Annotated in this window: 17 protein-coding genes; 8 read left to right on the forward strand and 9 right to left on the reverse strand. The window is 67.3% G+C overall.

Annotated elements, in window-relative coordinates; genetic code table 11:
- The first annotated feature begins 13 nt into the window (after positions 1–13).
- The 5 genes from ACFVVI_RS17625 to rraA all read left to right on the forward strand — a co-directional run bounded on the left by ACFVVI_RS17625 (position 14) and on the right by rraA (position 3,198).
- The gene (locus tag ACFVVI_RS17625) at positions 14–667 is read left to right on the forward strand and encodes a YcnI family protein (RefSeq protein ID WP_387446007.1); all 654 of its coding nucleotides are present in this window, start codon (positions 14–16) and stop codon (positions 665–667) included.
- Positions 667–1,191 carry a copper resistance protein CopC gene (locus ACFVVI_RS17630; protein ID WP_378989420.1) on the forward strand — a complete coding sequence of 175 codons (525 nt, stop codon included), beginning with the start codon at positions 667–669 and terminating at the stop codon, positions 1,189–1,191. Before ACFVVI_RS17625 ends, ACFVVI_RS17630 begins: the two co-directional genes overlap by 1 nt.
- Before the next feature lie 6 nt (positions 1,192–1,197).
- Positions 1,198–2,142 carry a copper resistance D family protein gene (locus ACFVVI_RS17635; protein WP_387446008.1) on the forward strand — a complete coding sequence of 315 codons (945 nt, stop codon included), beginning with the start codon at positions 1,198–1,200 and terminating at the stop codon, positions 2,140–2,142.
- 65 nt (positions 2,143–2,207) lie between these two features.
- Complete coding sequence (locus tag ACFVVI_RS17640) at positions 2,208–2,663, forward strand: SRPBCC family protein (RefSeq protein ID WP_378989418.1); 456 nt, start codon at positions 2,208–2,210, stop codon at positions 2,661–2,663.
- Between the two features lie 46 nt (positions 2,664–2,709).
- Positions 2,710–3,198, forward strand: coding sequence for a ribonuclease E activity regulator RraA (rraA, locus tag ACFVVI_RS17645; protein ID WP_378989416.1), 489 nt, complete (start codon positions 2,710–2,712; stop codon positions 3,196–3,198).
- Positions 3,199–3,220: 22 nt separating this feature from the next.
- Here rraA and ACFVVI_RS17650 read toward each other — a convergent pair whose 3' ends face one another.
- Positions 3,221–3,442 (reverse strand): RNA-binding S4 domain-containing protein, encoded by a 222-nt coding sequence (locus ACFVVI_RS17650; RefSeq protein ID WP_378989415.1) that lies wholly within the window; start codon positions 3,440–3,442, stop codon positions 3,221–3,223.
- 121 nt (positions 3,443–3,563) lie between these two features.
- Here ACFVVI_RS17650 and lysX point away from each other — a divergent pair, with 121 nt between their 5' ends.
- From lysX to ACFVVI_RS17665, 3 genes are all read left to right on the forward strand, one after another.
- Positions 3,564–6,872 carry a bifunctional lysylphosphatidylglycerol synthetase/lysine--tRNA ligase LysX gene (gene lysX, locus ACFVVI_RS17655; protein ID WP_387446009.1) on the forward strand — a complete coding sequence of 1,103 codons (3,309 nt, stop codon included), beginning with the start codon at positions 3,564–3,566 and terminating at the stop codon, positions 6,870–6,872.
- 162 nt (positions 6,873–7,034) lie between these two features.
- Entirely contained in the window at positions 7,035–7,352 is a 318-nt protein-coding gene (locus ACFVVI_RS17660) for a hypothetical protein (protein ID WP_378989413.1), read from the forward strand.
- Between the two features lie 118 nt (positions 7,353–7,470).
- Entirely contained in the window at positions 7,471–8,091 is a 621-nt protein-coding gene (locus ACFVVI_RS17665; protein WP_387446010.1) for a histidine phosphatase family protein, read from the forward strand.
- Positions 8,092–8,145: 54 nt separating this feature from the next.
- Here the strand turns inward: ACFVVI_RS17665 and ACFVVI_RS17670 are convergent, their stop codons facing one another.
- From ACFVVI_RS17670 to gltB, 8 genes are all read right to left on the reverse strand, one after another.
- Positions 8,146–9,045, reverse strand: coding sequence for a cutinase family protein (locus ACFVVI_RS17670; protein WP_378989549.1), 900 nt, complete (start codon positions 9,043–9,045; stop codon positions 8,146–8,148).
- 223 nt (positions 9,046–9,268) lie between these two features.
- A complete protein-coding gene (locus ACFVVI_RS17675) occupies positions 9,269–9,640 on the reverse strand; it encodes a hypothetical protein (RefSeq protein WP_378653460.1) in 372 nt (123 codons plus the stop codon).
- Between the two features lie 10 nt (positions 9,641–9,650).
- A complete protein-coding gene (locus tag ACFVVI_RS17680; RefSeq protein WP_378989411.1) occupies positions 9,651–10,127 on the reverse strand; it encodes a roadblock/LC7 domain-containing protein in 477 nt (158 codons plus the stop codon).
- The gene (locus ACFVVI_RS17685; RefSeq protein WP_378989410.1) at positions 10,124–11,056 is read right to left on the reverse strand and encodes a hypothetical protein; all 933 of its coding nucleotides are present in this window, start codon (positions 11,054–11,056) and stop codon (positions 10,124–10,126) included. Before ACFVVI_RS17685 ends, ACFVVI_RS17680 begins: the two co-directional genes overlap by 4 nt.
- Complete coding sequence (locus ACFVVI_RS17690; RefSeq protein ID WP_378989409.1) at positions 11,053–11,400, reverse strand: hypothetical protein; 348 nt, start codon at positions 11,398–11,400, stop codon at positions 11,053–11,055. The genes ACFVVI_RS17685 and ACFVVI_RS17690 overlap by 4 nt, the downstream gene beginning before the upstream one ends.
- A 340-nt stretch (positions 11,401–11,740) precedes the next feature.
- A complete protein-coding gene (locus tag ACFVVI_RS17695; protein WP_378989408.1) occupies positions 11,741–12,367 on the reverse strand; it encodes a tetratricopeptide repeat protein in 627 nt (208 codons plus the stop codon).
- 256 nt (positions 12,368–12,623) lie between these two features.
- Positions 12,624–14,096, reverse strand: a complete 1,473-nt coding sequence (locus tag ACFVVI_RS17700) for a glutamate synthase subunit beta (RefSeq protein WP_378989407.1) — start codon at positions 14,094–14,096, stop codon at positions 12,624–12,626.
- Positions 14,089–18,756, reverse strand: coding sequence for a glutamate synthase large subunit (gltB, locus tag ACFVVI_RS17705; RefSeq protein ID WP_387446011.1), 4,668 nt, complete (start codon positions 18,754–18,756; stop codon positions 14,089–14,091). Before gltB ends, ACFVVI_RS17700 begins: the two co-directional genes overlap by 8 nt.
- Positions 18,757–19,159: the final 403 nt, after the last annotated feature.

Consider the following 19,159-nt stretch of genomic DNA (forward strand, 5'->3'; position numbering starts at 1 on the left):
GACAAGGCATTCCATGCACAACTTCATCACCCGCGGCACCGGCACCGTCGCTCTCGCGGCGGGCCTGGTCCTCGCTGCCTGCGGTTCGGCGGCCGCGCACGTCACCGTCGACGCTCCGGGCGCCGCCCAGGGCAAGTACACCGTCGCCACCTTCAAGGTGCCGACCGAATCCGATACCGCGTCCACCACCGCGCTGCGCGTCACCGTGCCGAACCTGAAAAGTGTTCGGACCGAGCCGATGCCGGGCTGGACGTCGAAGGTCGAGCGCAACGACAAGGGCGAGACGGTAGCCGTAGCGTGGTCCGCCGATCCGGGTAATCCCGGTGTCGGACCCGGCCAGTTCCAGCGGTTCGTGCTCTCGCTCGGCCCGCTGCCGACCCAGGACACCGTGAACTTCCCGACCCAGCAGACCTACAGCGACGGCAAGGTCGTGGCCTGGAACCAGCTGAGCACCGGCGGCGCCGAGCCCGAGCACCCCGCGCCGGTTATCACGCTGACTGCGAAGGGCGGCGCAGAGGGCGGCGATCACCAGGTCGCCTCCGGCGAATCGACCCAGTCGGAGACCGACGACGTCGCCCGATGGATGGGTGGCATCGGCCTGGCCCTCGGCCTGTTCGCCGCCGCGCTCGGCCTCGGCCTGGTCGTGCGCTCCCGGCGGTCGTCGTGATGCGCAAGATGCTCGTCGGCCTGCTCGCGGTGCTGTTCGCCTGCGCCTTCGCGGCGGCAGGCACGGCGAGTGCGCATTCCGGCGCGGTGAGCAGCGTTCCCGAGAACGGTTCGACCGTCGAGGCCGGACCGGCGCGGGCCAGCGTCACCTTCAATGAGGAACTGCAGCAGAACTTTCCGTCGCTGACCGTGGTCGGCCCGGATGGCAGGCTGTGGTCGAAGGGCAAGGCGCTGGTCGAAGGACGCAGTGTGAGTGTGGAACTGGGTGAGCTGGGGCCGGTCGGCGAGTACACGATCGCGTTCCGGGTCACCTCGGCCGACGGTCATCCCGTGAGCGGCACGCGGACTTTCACGCTGAGCAAGGCGGGCACCGGCACGCCGGGCGCGCGTCCGGGTGCGGACACGGCCGACGACGGCGGCGACGGCGGGGTGCCCGTGTGGGTGTTCATCGCCGGCGGCGTGGTGCTGTTCGGCGCCGGCCTCGCGGTGGCGTTGCTCGGCGGCCGGTCCGGCCGCAAGAAGTAGTCGACGATGACGACCGGTCGCCGGGTGCCCGGTGCCGCGCTGCGGCAGTGGCGTGTCCTGGTGCCGGTCGTGGTCGCCGCGCTGCTCGGGGTGGTGCTGGCCTGGATACTGCGCAGCTCCGGCGGGTTCGCGTGGGTGGCGTTCGCGCGCGTGCTCGCCGATGGCGTGGGCGCGGTGGTGCTCGGCCTGGCCGCGCTGCCCCGGCTCAACGACCGGCTGACGGTCACCTGGCGACCGCTGGCCGCGCTGGCCGGTATCTGGTTCGCTGCCGAGTTCACCGTGCTGGTGTGTGAGGCCGCCGAGATCGTCGGCGTGCCCGTGACCCAGCTCGACGCGGGCGATTTCATCACCTTCCTCGGCAGACTCAGCGGCGGCCAGATCGGGATCGCGATCCTGTTCTGCACCGGCGCGATCGCCTGCTACTCGGCGCTGGCCTTCCGCAGACCCGACACCGCGTCGGCGGATCTGGTGCTCGTGTTCGCGGCGGTCGCGCTGTCGCTGCGGCCGATCACCGGGCACATGTCCCAGCAGATGTTCGGCTCGGTACTCGCCGCGGTCCACGCACTCGCCGCCGCCTTGTGGCTCGGCCTGCTGCTCGCGATGGTCCTGGTGCTGCGCACCCGGGGCGAATGGGCCGCGACGCTGCCGCACTACTCGAGGCTCGCCGCGCCCCTGGTCGTTGTCGTCGCGCTCACCGGCCTGATCAACGGACTGGTCCGCCTCGGCGACATCACCTCGCTGCTGACCAGCGGCTACGGACGGATTCTGCTCGCGAAGCTCATCATCCTGGGTGTGCTCGTCGCGCTGGGCTGGTGGTGGCGTCGATCCTGGGTCCCCAAGGCCGGCGACCACCGCGTGACCGCCGAGGTCTCCCTGCGCAACGCGGCGGCCGAGGTACTGGTGATGGCGGTGGCATTCGGCCTGGCAGCGACGCTGGCCGTGACCGGGTAGTCACCTCGATCACGTTCGGCGTCGAGTGCCGTTCGGCGTCGATTCCACCGATTAGAGTGGCCGCTATGACCGAAGTGAGGATCGCCGAAGATTGCGCCGCGCCCGCCGAAGCGGCGTTCGCGTTCATGAACGACTACCGCAATCTGCCGAAGTTCTGGTACGGCATCGAATCCTTCACACCCCTCACCGCGCAGACCGACGGCCTCGGCGCGACGTTCGACGGGAAGATGAAGCTCGGCCCCGCGTCGCTGACCTCGCGCGTCGAGGTCGTCGGCTGGGAAGAGGGCCGGTTGATCGCCACCAAGTCGATCAAGGGCATCGAGATCGTCGCCACCTTCAGGTTCATTCCCAAGGGTGAGATCGCGTGCACCGTGGACGCGGACATCGATTTCTCCGTCGGCGGCGGCATCACAGGCAAGATGCTCGGCAAGACGATCGAGCCGTTCGTGAAGATCGCGGTTCAGCACACCACCGACGCGCTCATTCGCGAGATCGAGAAATCACACAGCGAGCAGGTCTGAGAGCCTACGAATGGCGCGGCCTGGCGGGCCTGACACAATCTGATCCATGACCGAATCAGCGAATGTTGTGGCCACCGCCGATCTGGCCGACGAGATCGGCCCCGAGATCCGTAGCTGCGATACGCAGTTCATCCAGTTCGGCGGCCGTGCCGAATTCTCGGGCCGGATCACCACGATCCGCTGCTTCCAGGACAACCTGCTGGTCAAGCAGACACTGAGCGGGCCGGGCGAGGGCAAGGTGCTCGTCGTCGACGGCGGCGCGAGCGTGCACACCGCGCTGGTGGGCGACATCATCGCCGGCCGTGGCGTGGACAACGGCTGGGCCGGCGTGGTCGTCAACGGCGCCGTGCGCGACTCCGCGATCCTGCGCACCCTCGACATCGGGGTGAAGGCGCTGGGCACCAACCCGCGCAAGAGCACCCAGACCGGCAGCGGCGAGCAGGATGTGCCCGTCGAGTTCGGCGGCATCACCTTCGTGCCGGGCGAGATGCTCTACAGCGACTCCGACGGCGTGGTCGTTCGCGCCGAAGACTGACGGCGACGCGGGTGTTCGAGGGTCAGCCCTCGGACACCCGTACTTTGTTGCCGGCCAGGACGACGATGTCGCCGATCTCGAGTTGCCTGCCGCGGCGTAGCTCCACTTCGTCGTTCACGCGCACCAAGCCCTGCGCGATCACCGTCTTGGCCTCGGAACCCGAATCGATCAGGTTGGCCAGTTTCAGGAATTGCCCGAGCCGGATGACAGCGTCATCGATCGGCACATCAACTGGTTCCGACATGCGCTAATACTTACCCCGTCGCGCGAAACCGGTCACCACCGGCCCCGGCGTTGCGGGTGGTGACGAACACGCCGCAGCCACCGCCACCCGGTTCCGGCTCGATTGGACGCACACTGGATCGGTGACTTCCACGCAGGCCGAGCAGCACCCCATCGTCGAGGACCGCACGCCGGTGCCCCATCGCGCGCACGGCAAGTTGTCCGAGGTACCGCACATCGCCGGATTGGTCCTCGGTGTGTTCGCGGTGCTGCTGTTCTTGTGGAGTGTTTCGCCCAGCCTGCGGATCCTCACGCAGGTGCCGCGGCACTATGTGGACACCTACTATTTCGATGCCCCCGACACGAGCCTCGTATGGGCGTTGATCGTCGGCTTGCTCGCGGGGGCGACCGCGGCCCGCAAGCGGATCGCCTGGTGGCTGCTGGTCGTGTACCTGCTGCTGTACGCGGTGGCGAACATCCTGGACTTCTTCGCCGACGACGATGTGGACGCGCTGGTCGCCTTCGTCGTGCATGTGGTGGTCATCGCGATACTGGTGGCCGCGCGCAAGGAGTTCTACACCCGGGTTCGGCCCGGCGCGCTGTGGAAGGCGCTGGGTGTCCTGGTGTCCGGGCTCGCGCTCGGCTGCCTGCTCGGCTGGGGCCTGGTCGAACTGTTCCCCGGTTCGCTGCCCGCGGGTGTGCAGCGTCCGCTGTGGGCGGTGTACCGCGTCACCGCCGCCGTGCTGGTGAACAACGAGCATTTCGACGGGCATCCGCGAGCCTGGGTGAACTTCCTGCTCGGCCTGTTCGGCGCGATCGCGCTGCTGGCCGCGGTGGTCGTGCTGTTGCGCTCGCAGCGCGCCGACAACGCGATGACCGCGCTGGACGAGTCGGCGATCCGCGGCCTGCTCGCGAGCAGCGATGTCGAGGACTCACTCGGCTACTTCGCGACCCGTCGCGACAAGGCGGTGGTGTTCGCGCCGAACGGCAAGGCGGCGATCACCTATCGCGTCGAGTTGGGTGTGTGCCTGGCCAGTGGCGATCCGATCGGCCCGAAACAGGCGTGGCCACAGGCGATTCAGGCGTGGCTCGAGCAGGCCGACCGGTTCGGCTGGCAGCCGGCGGTGATGGGCGCCGGCGAACTCGGCGCCACCGCGTACCGCAAGGCGGGCCTGTCGGCGCTGCGGCTGGGTGACGAGGCGATCCTCGACACCCGCACGTTCTCGCTGGCGGGCCCGGAGATGAAGCAGGTGCGTCAGGCCGCGAACCGGTTGCGCAAGAACGGCCTCGAGGTGCGGATCCGCAGGCACCGAGACATTCCCGCCACCGAGTTCGCCGAGATCGTCACGCGGGCCGACGCCTGGCGCGATACCGAGACCGAGCGCGGCTTCTCGATGGCGCTGGGCCGCCTCGGCGACCCACTCGACGGCGACTGCCTGCTGGTCGAAGCGGTGGACCACGACGACCGCGTGCACGGCATGCTCTCGCTGGTCCCGTGGGGGCGCACCGGCGTCTCGCTGGAACTGATGCGCCGCGACCCGCAGAGCCCGAACGGCGTGATGGAGCTGATGATCTCGCAGCTCGCCCTGAACTCCGACCAGTACGGCATCACCAAGGTGTCGCTGAACTTCGCGGTGTTCCGATCGGTGTTCGAAGAAGGCGGCCGGATCGGCGCAGGTCCGATCCTGCGGGCCTGGCGCGGGGTGCTGCTGTTCTTCTCGCGCTGGTGGCAGCTCGAGGCCCTGTACCGGTCGAACGTGAAATACCACCCGCGCTGGGTGCCGCGGTTCTTCCTGTTCGAGGAACGCAGGCAGTTGCCGCGGGTGGCCACGGCGAGCGGGCTGGCCGAAGGGTTCCTGCCGCGCATCGGCAAGGCGCCCGACGCGGGCGTGCACACCGGCACGACGGCGGCGGTCCCCGCGACGGTCACCGGCCTGCACGCCGACGGCAGCGCACCGGACGCACCGGAGGGCGCCGATGCCGAACAGGGTCCACGCAGGCCCGAACAGGTGCGGGTGCGCCTGGACAAACTCGACCGGCTCACGGCTTCGGGCATCGATGCCTATCCGGTCGCCTACCCGCCGACCCACGACATCGCCGAGGCCAGACGCTGCCCCAAGGGCACCACCGTGCGTATCGCGGGCAGGCTCTTGCGGATTCGCGACTACGGCGGCGTGATCTTCGCGCTGGTCCGCGATTGGACCGGCGAGATCCAGCTGGTGATCGATCGCGAACGGGTGGGCGCCGATCGCAGCAACGAGTTCACCGAATTCTTCGACCTGGGCGATCTCATCGAGGTGAGCGGGCAGATCGGCGCCAGCCGCAACGGTGAGCTGTCACTGCTCGCGCAGGACTGGCGGATGAACGGCAAATGCCTGCATCCGCTGCCCGACAAGTGGCGTGGGCTGGCCGATCAGGAAGCCAAGGTCCGGCAACGCTATGTGGACATGGCGATCAACCCCGAGACCCGCGAGGTGATGGCCAAGCGCAGCGCGGTCCTGCACTCACTGCGCGATTCGCTCTATGTCTGGGGCTTTCTCGAGGTGGAGACGCCGATTCTGCAACAGGTGCACGGCGGCGCCAACGCCACTCCGTTCCGCACCCACATCAATGCCTACGACCTCGACCTGTACCTGCGCATCGCCCCCGAGCTCTACCTCAAACGGCTGTGCGTCGGTGGCATGGAGAAGGTGTTCGAGATCGGCCGTACCTTCCGCAACGAAGGCGTCGACTTCAGCCATAATCCCGAGTTCACGATCCTGGAAGCCTATGAGGCACACAGCGATTACCAGCAGATGATGCACCTGTGCCGCAGGCTGATCCAGCACGCGGCGATGGCCGCCAACGGTGCCGAGGTGGCATTGCGGCCCAACGACGACGGCGGCTTCGACACCGTCGACATCTCCGGCGAGTGGCGGGTGAAGACCGTGCACGGCGCGGTCTCCGAGGCGATCGGCGCCGAGGTGACCGCGCGGACCGAGCTGGCCCGGCTGCGCGAGCTGTGCGACGAGGCGGGCGTGGCCTACCAACACGGTTGGGACGCGGGCCAAGTGGTGCTGGAGATGTACGAGCACCTGGTGGAGTCGCAGACCACCTACCCCACCTTCTACCTGGACTTCCCCACCTCGGTCTCCCCGCTCACCCGCTCGCACCGCAGCATCGAGGGGGTGGCCGAGCGCTGGGACCTGGTGGCCTGGGGCGTCGAGTTGGGCACGGCCTACAGCGAACTCACCGACCCGGTGGACCAGCGGCGCAGGCTCACCGAGCAGTCGATGCTGGCCGCCGGTGGCGATCCGGAGGCGATGGAACTCGACGAGGACTTCCTGACCGCGCTCGAACACGCGATGCCGCCCACGGGCGGACTCGGGATGGGCGTCGACCGGGTGGTCATGTTGATCACCGGGCGCAGCATCCGTGAGACGCTGCCGTTCCCGTTGGTGAAACCGCGGTGAAATCGGGTACAGGTGTATACGGATCGCGACGCGTTCGCGATCAACACATGCTCTGTGTGGCGCTTGCGAGGCTTTCGAACCGAAAGCCACAGTGAGACCGTTACTCTCGGAGTTCCGGCACCGGGAGGATGCCGGACCACCAACACATCGGGATGGGATTTCATGTATCTGGACTTGCTGACCACAGCCACACTCGTCGATCCGCACATGTTCACCAGCAGTTTCGACACCCTGGCGAGCTCGGACGCAGTCAACACCGCGCTGGAACTCGCGGCCAAGAAGAAAAAGAAGAACAGCTCCGGCCTGATCATCGGCGGCATCTGCTGCCTGATCATCGTGGTGCTCATCGTCGGCGGCATCTTCCTGCTCAAGAACAAGAAGAAGGGCGACCAGCCGCCGTACAACGGTGGTCAGCCGCCGTACAACGGCCCGCAGGGTGGTCAGCCGCCTTACGGCCAGCCGCCCTACGGCCAGTCCTGACCTAGCCGGAGGACTCGCGGCGATACCCTCGGTCGACGACGAGGCATCCCCGCGAGTCCGTTTCGGCTGTGGGTGGCCCCGAGCCCTGGTATCCGGCGGATAGGGCAGAGTGTTGACCGTGCAGCTGATACTCGTGCGTCATGCCCAACCCGAACGCGTAGTCGGCGACACCACCGCCGCCGACCCCGGCCTCACCGACATCGGCAAGCTCCAAGCCGACCGCGTCCCCGCCGCGCTCGCACCCCACGACATCGCTCGCATCGTCAGCAGCCCCCAGCGCCGCGCCCGCGACACCGCGCTCCCCACCGCGACCGCACGCGACCTACCGGTCGACGTCATCGACGACCTCGCCGAGTACGACCGCGACCTACCCGCCTACATCCCGATCGAAGACGCGAAAACCGAATTCGCCGACGCCTACGCCCGCATCAAGGCGGGCCATCTCCCCGACCAGATCGACGGCCCCGCCTTCACCACGCGAGTCCTCACCGCCGTCGAAACCCTGGTCGCCACCACAGCTCCCGGCGACACCGTCGTAGCCTTCGCCCACGGTGGCGTCATCAACGTCCTCCTGGCCGACATCCTGGCCCTCCCCCGCCCCCTCACCTTCCCGATCGACTACTGCTCGATCACCCGAATCCTCTACTCCCGCACCGGCACCCGCACCGCCGCCACCATCAACGAGAACGCCCACGTCTGGAACCTGCTCCCCAGGTACCTGTCCCGAACCACGCCCTAGATCCACGAAAGAGCCCGGCACCGCCGAAGCGATACCGGGCTCTGCGCGAACGACTCAGGCCGCCTGAGCGATCCAGTTGTGCATCCAGCTGATGGCGGTCTGCCCGCCACCCACCGAGTAACTGCCGTACAGCGTGTGCGCCTGCGAACGGTAGAACTGCTCCAGGTCCTTGGCCCGCTTCTGGTTGGCCGCGTCCGTCAGCTGCGCCCCCAGCGTCGGGATGCCGCCGAACGACATCAGGTCGCTCACGATCGCTCCGGCCTCGAGCTGGTAGCGCCACAGGTTGGCCGGGTTCGCGTCCGAGCTCTGTGCGAGGAAGCCGGCGAACCGCGTCACGAAGTCGTCGGTAGCGGTCGCGCAGTACAGATCGTCGACCGCGCAGATCGTGCGGGTGCGGTCGCTCAGCCAACCGAAGCCACCCGGCCGAGCGCCACCGGCACCGGCGCCCGCGGCATGCGGGCCGACCTGGATATCGGTCGGCGAACGACGAGGATCGGAGATGAGGCCGACAGCGGCGACCCGGTCCTGCGGGATCGGGCTGATACCCGTGCCGATCTCGGCGGCCAGATCGCCTGCGGCGTCGGCACCCTGGCTGTAGCCGACGATCGCGGCCTTGGTGTTGCCGCAGGAGGCCAGCTTCTCGCTGATCAGCCCGCGGGCGGCGTCGACCGCCTGCTTCTTGGAGTTGCCGTAGACATCGCCCTCCCAGGGGAACGCGGTCGCGGCATAGGTGACGTAGTCGACGTCGGTGTTTCTCGGTAGGCCGTTGGTGACGCCGGCGAGCATGCCGGGGCCGGGGGCCTTCTCGTGGCCGGTTTCCCAGGTGCCGGGAATGGCGACGACATAAAGACTCGGGCAGGCGGGCGCCGCGCTCGCGCTCGTGCTGCCGACAACAATTCCGGACATCATCGCCGCGGACGCTCCCAGAGCCGCGACAACCTTCTTCAACTGCATACCGCTCCAGTTCACCCTTGCTCGTCGATGTGAGAGCAACCCCGATTACTGACGTTGTGGCCCCAGACCTCGCCGCGAATCACAATAGGCGTACGAGCCATCCCATGCCACACAACCTCTCGATCTTGTGATGGGTCGCACCGACTGATCGCGCAGGGTTCACCCCGCCGATGACGGGATGTCGGCGGCACGTCACCGCCGACACGCCCCCCGTTCGCGAAACTCACACCTCCAGGTCTTCTTCGATGCCCTTGAGCTTGTGCCGCGCCAGCGCCAGATTGGCCCGGCCGCGATCGAGGGCGAGGTAGAGGAACAGCCCTTTGGACTTGCGCCCCGTCATCGGGCGGATCAGGTGGTATTGCGTGCCCAGGGTGATGAGGATGTCCTCGATCTCCTCGTTGAGGCCGAGCTGCTCGATGGTGCGCATCTTCGCCCGCACCACCTCGGTGTTGCCCGCCGCGGCGACCTGCAGGTCTAGCGACTTGGTGCTGCTGAGCATTCCGAGGGCCATGCCACTGCTGTAGTCGACGATCGCGGCGCCGATCGCGCCCTCGATCACCATCATGTCCTTCAGAGCCAGATCCATATTCGACATCGTGTGCCTTTCAATCGTTGTGCGCCGCCGCCAGATGGCCGGCGATCGCGCGAGCTACCGGTCGCGACTCCAGATGAAGTCGACCGACATTCACTTCGGGTCCGGCGAGCACGGTCAGCGAGGTGCGCCCGGCGGCGTAGATCACCACCTGCCCCTCGGTGCCGTGCACGACGACCTCGCTGAACCCGCCGCCGTGCGCGGTGTTCGCCAGCCGGTACGACAGCGACAACTGCGCGGCCGACAGCGCGGCCAGGCCCGCGGGTTCGAGATGGGCGGGGAGGTCGTGTTCGATGAGCAGCCCGTCGCTGGAGGCCACCAGCGACCCGGTGAGCTGAGGTAGCCGTTCGCGCAACGACTGCAGTTCGGCCTGCACAGCCGGGTAGTTCTGGGGCGCTGTGTGTTCGGGCGCCCTGGGTTCGGGTGTGGTCATCGCCACCTTGGTCAACCTTCCCCTCCAATCACCGAGCAGCTTCTTCCGCACGGTCACGCAAGCTCCTCCAACGCCGCCCTGAGCCGGATGAGTGTTTCGCGGTCGACCTGCTGCCAGCGTTCGGGTTCCGCTGCGCCGGCCGGTTTTCCGCGGTGTCGGGCGGTCGCGGTCGCTTCCTCGTCGATCGCGTGCCTGCCCTGTCGTGCACCCGTCTCCTGCTGGGGGCGGGTCGGTCCCGCGCTGCCCGGAACGCGTCGGGGCAGCGTGGGCACGGATGTTGTCGACCGAGTCGAGCTCCGGTGGTCGGCCGGGTCCGGTGCGAGGGCGAGGTGGCGCCCGCGCGGTGGTTGTTCGGTCGCGACGGGTTCCGGCGCTTCGATCAGGCCCGCTGTGGTCAGGTCGCGGACCGCGACGAGGCAGCCGTAGGTGGTGCGGCCCAGATCGCGGGCGATGTCGGCGATGCTGCGGCGGGTGTCGGCGGCGGCGAGAACCTCTGCCTGACTTCCGGTGAGTACCACCTGGTTCCGCTTGATCCGGCGGGCCGGGACCACCGGAACCAGGGTGACGAGGTCGGCGGTCCACGGGCCGTACTCGTTGTCGGTGCGGCGTTCGCATTCGTGAACAAGCGCGCGGGGCGCGATGTGGCAGACCGGCGCCAGCCAGTGTTCGGTTGTCGGACGGAATTCCGGCTCACCCGCGGAGGCCAGCAAAAAATAGGCGGCGTCGAACACCGACAGCAGCGCCAGGGTTTCCAGTTGTGGCTGGTCCAGCAGCGGACCCGGGTCGCCCGCACCGGCGCGACGCCAATCCTCCGCCGTTGCTACGCCCGCTTCGACGACCAATCTGTCGAGTCCGATGGTCCGCCCGCAGCCGACCGAGGCGATAGTGCCGCGCACCAAGTGGAATTCGCCGTCGCCTGCGCGCAATACTCCGGTCGAGCCTTCTTCGCCGAGCCGATGCAATTCATCGGCGAGCGCGACACTCATCGATCCCCGCCCGTCAATTCCTGCAGTGCCGACCTGAGCTGATAGCGGGCCATCCCGAGATTGCCGGTGTCGCCGTCGAAGACGACATGCATGAACAACCTGCCGTCGAAATCGCCGTCGACCAGGTGGAGGAGGTGAAATCCCCTGGTCCGGCACACCACGATCTCGGTGAGGTCGTCGTCGGAGCTCCCCAGGGCCGGACACGCGAGCGCGGCCCGCATCACATCGGTGGTCCCCGCCGCGTCCTCGTGCTCGTCGACGCCTCGGCGCTCGCCTGCACCGGCGACGGCCAACCCGCTCGCCCCGTCCACCAGCGTCACACTGCGCGCCCCGGGAATATCCATGATGCGTTTCAGACACCCATCAAGAGAATTCACCGAGCCCCCGAACCGTCATCGACTATTGATCGAGACGAGACGTTATACCCCTCCGCTATTCCTCGCATCTTGAACGCCGGAAAATTGCTGCCGCACAATATGTTTGCTGATGGTTGCTGGAAAACCGCTCGGTATCAATACTTTTGAGTAACTTCGGCGCCCATTCGCTGCGAGCAGCTATAACCGGTGATCACTCGCCTGTTCCACCCGCCAGCGATCATCGCGTAAACATCGATAATTGTGTCTTCGCAGACCTCGCCGAACCCGACGCACAGCGGTTCCCCACCGATGTGCTCGGAGTGTGCGATCAGCCGGCGGCGCGGCGGTACCAGGTTTCCGCTTCGCGGTGGGCGCCTTGGGATTCCAGCAGGGCGGCGAGGTTGGCCATGGCCCGCGGGTGGCCGAGATCGGCCGCGCGACGGAAGCAGCGGCGGGCCTCGGTGATGGCGCCGCGGTGGCGCAGCAGGATGCCGAGGTTGTTCACGGCGTCGATGTCGCCGTGGTCGGCGGCCTCGCCGAACCAGGCTTCGGCGTCGTCGAGGCGGTCCTGATCCTGGAGGAGTCGCGCGAGATTGAACATGGCGTCGACATGGCCCGCCATCGCGGCGTGGTGGTACCAGGTTTCGGCGTCCCGGCGGTCACCGCACTGGTAGAGCATGGTGGCCAGATTGAACATGGCGTTGGCATTGCCCGCGACAGCCGCACGGCGGTACCAGGACTCGGCCTCGTCGAGTTCACCGAACTGGTCGAGCAACACGGCCAGGTTGTTCATCGAGCGTGTGTGCCCCGCGGCGGCGGCGCGCCGGAACCAGTACTCGGCGGCTTCGAAATCGCTGTGGTCGTGGTAGAAGTGGGCGAGATTGTGCATGGCGGTACCGTCACCACGCTCTGCGGCGCGGCGAAGGTTCGCCAACGCTTCCGGCGGCAACGGCACAGCTCCCCCTCGGATCTCCCGTACACCTCGACACGGAAAGTCTATGTGCTGCAGGGAAGATCAGCCACGTCGTTCGCTCGCCTACCGAACCCCTTGCACCCCTTCCCCGTTCACCCCCCTACGCACATTCCCCGCAAACCCGCAGGTATCTGGCAAGGCGTCCGGATTCGGCGGGACACCTGCCTCGTGTGGGGGGAATGACAAAAAAAGACGCCCGCGGGCTCGAAAGCCTGCGGGCGCCTTACTGGTTGCGCGGCTAGCGCTGGGCGACAGCCGTCGGGGGGATCGGCGCAGGCAGCGCGGTCTCGCCCTCGAGGAACTTGTCGACGGCCGACGCGGCGGCGCGGCCCTCGGCAATGGCCCAGACGATCAGCGACTGGCCACGGCCCATGTCACCGGCCACGAAGACGCCGGGGATGTTGGTGGCCCAGCTCTTGTCGCGCTGGACATTGCCGCGACCGTCGTAGCCGACACCGAGATCGGTGAGCAGGCCCGGCTTCTGGGGACCGACGAAGCCCATGGCCAGCAGGACCAGGTCGGCTTCGAGGGTGAAGTCGGTGCCCTCGACCTTTTCGAAACGGCCGTTGACCATCTTGACCTCGTGCGCATCGAGACCGGTGACCTTGCCGTCCGCGCCGACGAAACGCTCGGTGTTCACCGAGAACAGACGTTCGCCGCCCTCTTCGTGCGCCGAGGCGACCCGGTACATCAGCGGGTAGGTCGGCCACGGGGTCGAGCCCGCGCGCTCCTCGGGAGGACGCGGCATGATCTCGAACTGGTGCACCGACTCGGCGCCGTGACGGTGCGAGGTGCCCAGGCAGTCGGCGCCGGTGTCGCCACCGCCGATGATGATGACCTTCTTGCCCTTGGCGTGGATCGGCGGCAGGCCGTCGGAGTCGGCGATGTCGTCACCGAGCTGCACCCGGTTGGACAGCGGCAGGAACTCCATCGCCTGGTGGATGCCGTCGAGCTCGCGGCCCGGGATCGGCAGATCGCGGGCGATGGTGGCGCCACCGGCCAGCACGATCGCGTCGAAACGCTCACGCAGCTGCTCGGCGGTGATGTCGACACCCACGTTGACGCCCGCCTTGAAGATGGTGCCTTCGGCTTCCATCTGGGCCAGACGACGGTCGATGACCGACTTCTCCATCTTGAATTCCGGGATGCCGTAGCGCATCAGGCCGCCGATGCGGTCGTCACGCTCGAACACGGTCACGGTGTGACCGGCGCGAGTGAGCTGCTGGGCGGCGGCCAGACCGGCCGGGCCCGAGCCGACGACGGCGATCTTCTTGCCGGTGAGACGGGTCGGGTACACCGGGGTGACCCAGCCCTCGTCGAAGGCGTTCTCGATGAGCTCGACCTCGACCTGCTTGATCGTGACCGGCTCCTGGTTGATGCCGAGCACGCAGGACGCCTCACACGGAGCCGGGCACAGGCGGCCGGTGAACTCCGGGAAGTTGTTGGTGGCGTGCAGGCGGTCGATGCCTTCGCGCCACGCGCCCTTGTAGACCAGGTCGTTCCACTCGGGAATCAGGTTCCCGAGCGGACAGCCGTTGTGACAGAAGGGGATACCGCAGTCCATGCAGCGGCTGGCCTGGGTCTTCAAGGTGTCCTGGGAGAACTTCTTCTCCTCGTAGACCTCTTTCCAGTCGAGCAGACGCAGCTCGACCGGACGACGGGCCGGGGTTTCCCTCGAGGTGTGCTTCAAAAATCCCTGTGGGTCAGCCACGAGCCGCCTCCATGATCGCGGTATCCACGTCCTTGCCGGCCTTCTCGGCTTCGGAAATGGCGAGTAGAACCTTCTTGTATTCGCGGGGCATGACCTTCACGAAGTGGTTCACCTGCTGGGACCAGTCGCTCAGGATGCGTTCGGCCACAGCCGATCCCGTTTCGTCGCGGTGGGTCGCGATGATGTCGCGCAGCCAGGTGAAGTCGTCACCGGAGAGCTGCTCGATCGCGTCGACCTGATCCGGGTTGACCCGGCCGGGCAGCTTGCCCTCGGGGTCGTAGAAGTAGGCGACGCCACCGGACATACCGGCACCGAGGTTGCGGCCGGTGTCACCGAGGATGACCACGCGGCCACCGGTCATGTACTCGAGCGCGTGGTCGCCCACACCCTCGACGACCGCGGTGGCACCGGAGTTACGCACGCCGAAGCGCTCGCCCGCGACACCGTTGATCAGGATGCGACCGCTGGTGGCGCCGAACATGATCACGTTGCCCGCGATGATGTTGTCTTCGGCGACAAAGGCTTCCGGAGCCGAAGCCGACGGGCGGACCACGATGCGGCCACCCGACAGACCCTTGCCGACGTAGTCGTTGGCGTCACCGAAGACCCGCAGCGTGATGCCGGCCGGGACGAACGCGCCGAAGCTGTTGCCCGCCGAACCGGTGAAGGTGATGTCGATGGTGTCGTCGGGCAGGCCCGCGCCACCGTAGAGCTTGGTCACCTCGTGGCCGAGCATGGTGCCGACCGTGCGGTTCACGTTGGTGATCTTGGTTTCGATCTTGACCGCCTGGCCACGCTCGAGCGCGGGAGCGCTCTGCGCGATCAGCTCGTTGTCCAGCGCCTTGTCCAGACCGTGGTCCTGGGTACCGGTGCACCGGGTGTTCTGGTTCATGAACGCCGTCTCCGGCATGTCCAGGATCGGCGACAGGTCCAGCTTGGCGGCCTTGTAGTGCTGCTTGGCCTTGGCGGTGTCGAGCAGGTCGACCCGGCCGACGGCCTCGTCGAGGGTGCGGAAGCCCAGCTCGGCGAGCAGCTCACGCACCTCCTCGGCGATGAACATCATGAAGTTCTCGACGAATTCCGGCTTGCCGGTGAAGCGCTCGCGCAGCACCGGGTTCTGGGTGGCGATGCCGACCGGACAGGTGTCGAGGTGACACACGCGCATCATGACGCAACCCGAGACCACCAGGGGCGCGGTCGCGAAACCGAACTCCTCGGCGCCGAGCAGGGCGGCGATCATCACGTCGCGGCCGGTCTTCATCTGACCGTCGACCTGGACGACGATGCGGTCACGCAGGCCGTTGAGCAGCAGGGTCTGCTGGGTCTCGGCCAGGCCGAGCTCCCAGGGTCCACCCGCGTGCTTGAGCGAGGTCAGCGGCGACGCGCCGGTGCCGCCGTCGTGGCCCGAGATGAGCACGACGTCGGCGTGTGCCTTGGACACACCGGTGGCGACGGTGCCGACACCCGGCTCCGCGACAAGTTTCACGTGAATCCGAGCCTGCGGGTTCGCGTTCTTCAGATCGTGGATCAGCTGCGCCAGATCCTCGATCGAGTAGATGTCGTGGTGCGGCGGCGGCGAGATCAGGCCGACGCCCGGCGTGGAGTGGCGCACCTCGGCGACCCACGGGTACACCTTGTGCGCGGGCAGCTGGCCGCCCTCGCCCGGCTTGGCACCCTGGGCCATCTTGATCTGGATGTCGGTGGCGTTGGTCAGGTAGTGCGCGGTGACGCCGAAGCGACCCGACGCGACCTGCTTGATCGCCGAACGACGCCAGTCACCGTTCTCCTCGACCTCGAAGCGAGCGGGGCTCTCGCCGCCCTCACCGGAGTTCGAGCGAGCGCCGATGCGGTTCATCGCGATGGCGAGGGACTCGTGCGCCTCGGCGGAGATGGAGCCGTAGCTCATCGCACCGGTCGAGAAGCGCTTCACGATCTCGCTCGCGGGCTCGACCTCGTCGATGGAGATCGACGCGCGCTGGTTCGACTTGAACTTGAACAGGCCACGCAGCGCCGCCAAGCGCTCGGACTGATCGTCGACCAGCTTGGTGTACTCCTTGAAGATCGAGTACTGGCCGGTGCGGGTCGCGTGCTGGAGCTTGAACACCGTGTCCGGGTTGAACAGGTGGTACTCGCCCTCACGACGCCACTGGTACTCGCCACCGACCTCGAGCTCGCGATGCGCGCGCTCGTTGCGGTTCTCCAGGAACGCGACGCGGTGGCGGATGGCCACCTCTTCGGCGATCTCGTCGAGACCGATGCCGCCCAGCGCGGAGCGCAGGCCGGTGAAGTACTCGTCGACCAGGTCCTGGGCCAGGCCGATGACCTGGTACAGCTGGGCGCCGTTGTAGGAGGCCAGGGTGGAGATGCCCATCTTCGACATCACCTTGAGCACGCCGTTGCTGGCCGCGGTGCAGTAGTTCGCGACGGCCTTGCGGAAGTCGGCGCCCAGATCGCCGGTGCTGCCCGGAATCTGCAGCGAGCCGCGCTCGAGCATGTCCTCGATGGTCTCGAAGGCCATGTACGGGTTGATCGCGGCGGCGCCGAAACCGATCAGCAGGGCCATGTGGTGCACCTCGCGGGCGTCACCGGCCTCCACGACCAGGCCGACCATGGTGCGGGTCCGCTCGCGCACCAGGTGGTGGTGCACCGACGAGGTGAGCAGCAGCGACGGGATCGGCGCCAGCTTCTCGTTGGACTCACGGTCGGACAGCACGATGATGCGCGCGCCGCCGTCGATGGCGGCCGAGACCTGGGTGTTGATGGCCGCGAGCGCCTTGCGCAGACCCTCGCCGCCCTCGGCGACCGGGTACAGACCGCGCACGACCACCGAGCGCAGGCCCGGCTGGCTGCCGTCGTCGTTGATGTGGACGAGCTTGGCCAGCTCGTCGTTGTCGAGAATGGGCTGTTCGAGCGCGATCATGCGACAGGAGTCGGGACCCGGATGCAGCAGATCGGCCTCGGGGCCGAGGTTGCGCTTGAGGCTGGTGACGACCTTCTCGCGGATGGCGTCCAGCGGCGGGTTGGTGACCTGCGCGAACAGCTGCGAGAAGTAGTCGAACAGCAGACGCGACCGGTTCGACAGCACCGCGATCGGCGTATCGGTACCCATCGAGCCCAGTGCCTCGCCGCCGGTCTTGGCCATCGGCGTGATCAGCAGGTTCAGGTCCTCGGTGGTGTAACCGAAGATCTGCTGACGGATCAGCACGCGGTCGTGCGACATGTGCACGTGCGGGCGGTCGGGCAGGTCGGCCAGGCGGCTGACGCCCTCGTCGAGCCACTGCTGGTACGGCTGCGCCGCGGCCAGTTCCGACTTGACCTCCTCGTCGGTGACGATGCGGCCCTGCTCGGTGTCGACCAGGAACATCTTGCCCGGCTGCAGGCGGATCTTCTGGACCACGGTGGCGGGGTCGATGTCGAGCACGCCGACCTCGGAGGCGAGCACGACGAGGCCGTCCTCGGTGACCCAGATGCGACCCGGGCGCAGACCGTTGCGGTCGAGCACGGCGCCGATCTTGGTGCCGTCGGAGAAGCACACCGCTGCCGGGCCGTCCCACGGCTCCATCAGCATCGAGTGGTACTCGTAGAACGCGCGCCGGTCGGGGTCGAGGTTCTCGTTACGCTCCCACGCCTCGGGAATCATCATCATGATGGCGTGGTGCAGTTCGCGACCGCCCAGGTGCAGCAGTTCGAGCACCTCATCGAAACGCGCGGTGTCGGAGGCGCCGGGGGTGCAGACGGGGAAGATCTTCTGCAGCCGGTCCTTGCCCGCTTCGTCCTTGCCGAACACGTCGCTGCGCAGCAGCGCCTCACGGGCGCGCATCCAGTTCTCGTTACCGGTGACGGTGTTGATCTCACCGTTGTGGGCGACCCGGCGGAACGGGTGCGCCAGCGGCCACGAGGGGAAGGTGTTGGTGGAGAAGCGCGAGTGCACGATGCCGATGGCCGACTCGACGCGCTCGTCCTGCAGGTCCAGGTAGAACGCACGCAGCTGGGGCGTGGTGAACATGCCCTTGTAGATGAAGGTCTGGCCGGACAGGCTCGGGAAGTACACCGATTCCTTGCCGACGGTGCCCTCGCCGGGGCCTGCCTTGCCGAGCTCGTGCTCGATCCGCTTGCGGATCACGTAGGCGCGACGCTCCAGGTCCATGCCCGAGAGCTGCTCGGCGGAGTTCTTCGGCGAGCCGATGAAGATCTGCCGGAAGGTGGGCATGGCATCGCGGGCCAGCGCGCCGAGCGAGGTCTCGTCGATCGGCACCTCGCGCCAGCCGAGCACGGCCAGGCCCTCTTCGGTGACGATCTTCTCGACGCCGTAGGCGGCCCGCGCGGCTTCGCGGCGGGCCTGCGGCAGGAAGGCGATACCGGAGGCGTAGGAGCCTTCCGGGGGCAACTCGAAAGCGGCGCCTTCTTCGGCGAGGATCGCACGGAAGAACTTGTCCGGGAGCTGCAGCAGGACGCCCGCGCCGTCGCCGGAGTTCGGCTCGGCACCCGCAGCACCGCGGTGCTCCAGGTTCAGGAGGGCCGTGATGGCCTTGTCGACGATGTCTCGACTGCGTCGTCCATGCATGTCGGCAACGAACGCGACGCCGCAGGCGTCGTGTTCGAATGCCGGATCGTAGAGCCCGGTGACTCCGGGTGACCTGTGGCCAGGAAGTTGCGTCATGCCTCTGCCTTCAAGAAAGTCGGCTGTCGATGTCGGCCACCCAGCAAGCTGAGCGTGGGCCCTTCGTCGTTTCGCCTCCGTCAAGACTGCGTCCGTACGATCCGAAACCAGCGACGGTGGTGGTTTGCGGCGTTGACGTAGTTGGGGTGCTCAGAGGTAACGGGATGCTTACTTCTCCCTTACCTCTGCGCGGGGTTTCACCCGCTACTCTTGGCCCGGTTTCACCGGACCTCGAACAGGTGGTTGTGCCGAACTGGGTGCGTTCGGCGTAAGAGCAAACGATAAGTCAGACCGCAGACCCAACCAACTAAGGTTGTGCTAAGTAACCCGTCTAGCTGGGGTTTGTAACGGCTGCTTGCATCGTCGCGCGCGTCGTCCAGTGTAAAGCAGACCGGGGACCGGA

It is taken from the genome of Nocardia sp. NPDC058114, assembly GCF_042884695.1.
Classification (GTDB): domain Bacteria; phylum Actinomycetota; class Actinomycetes; order Mycobacteriales; family Mycobacteriaceae; genus Nocardia.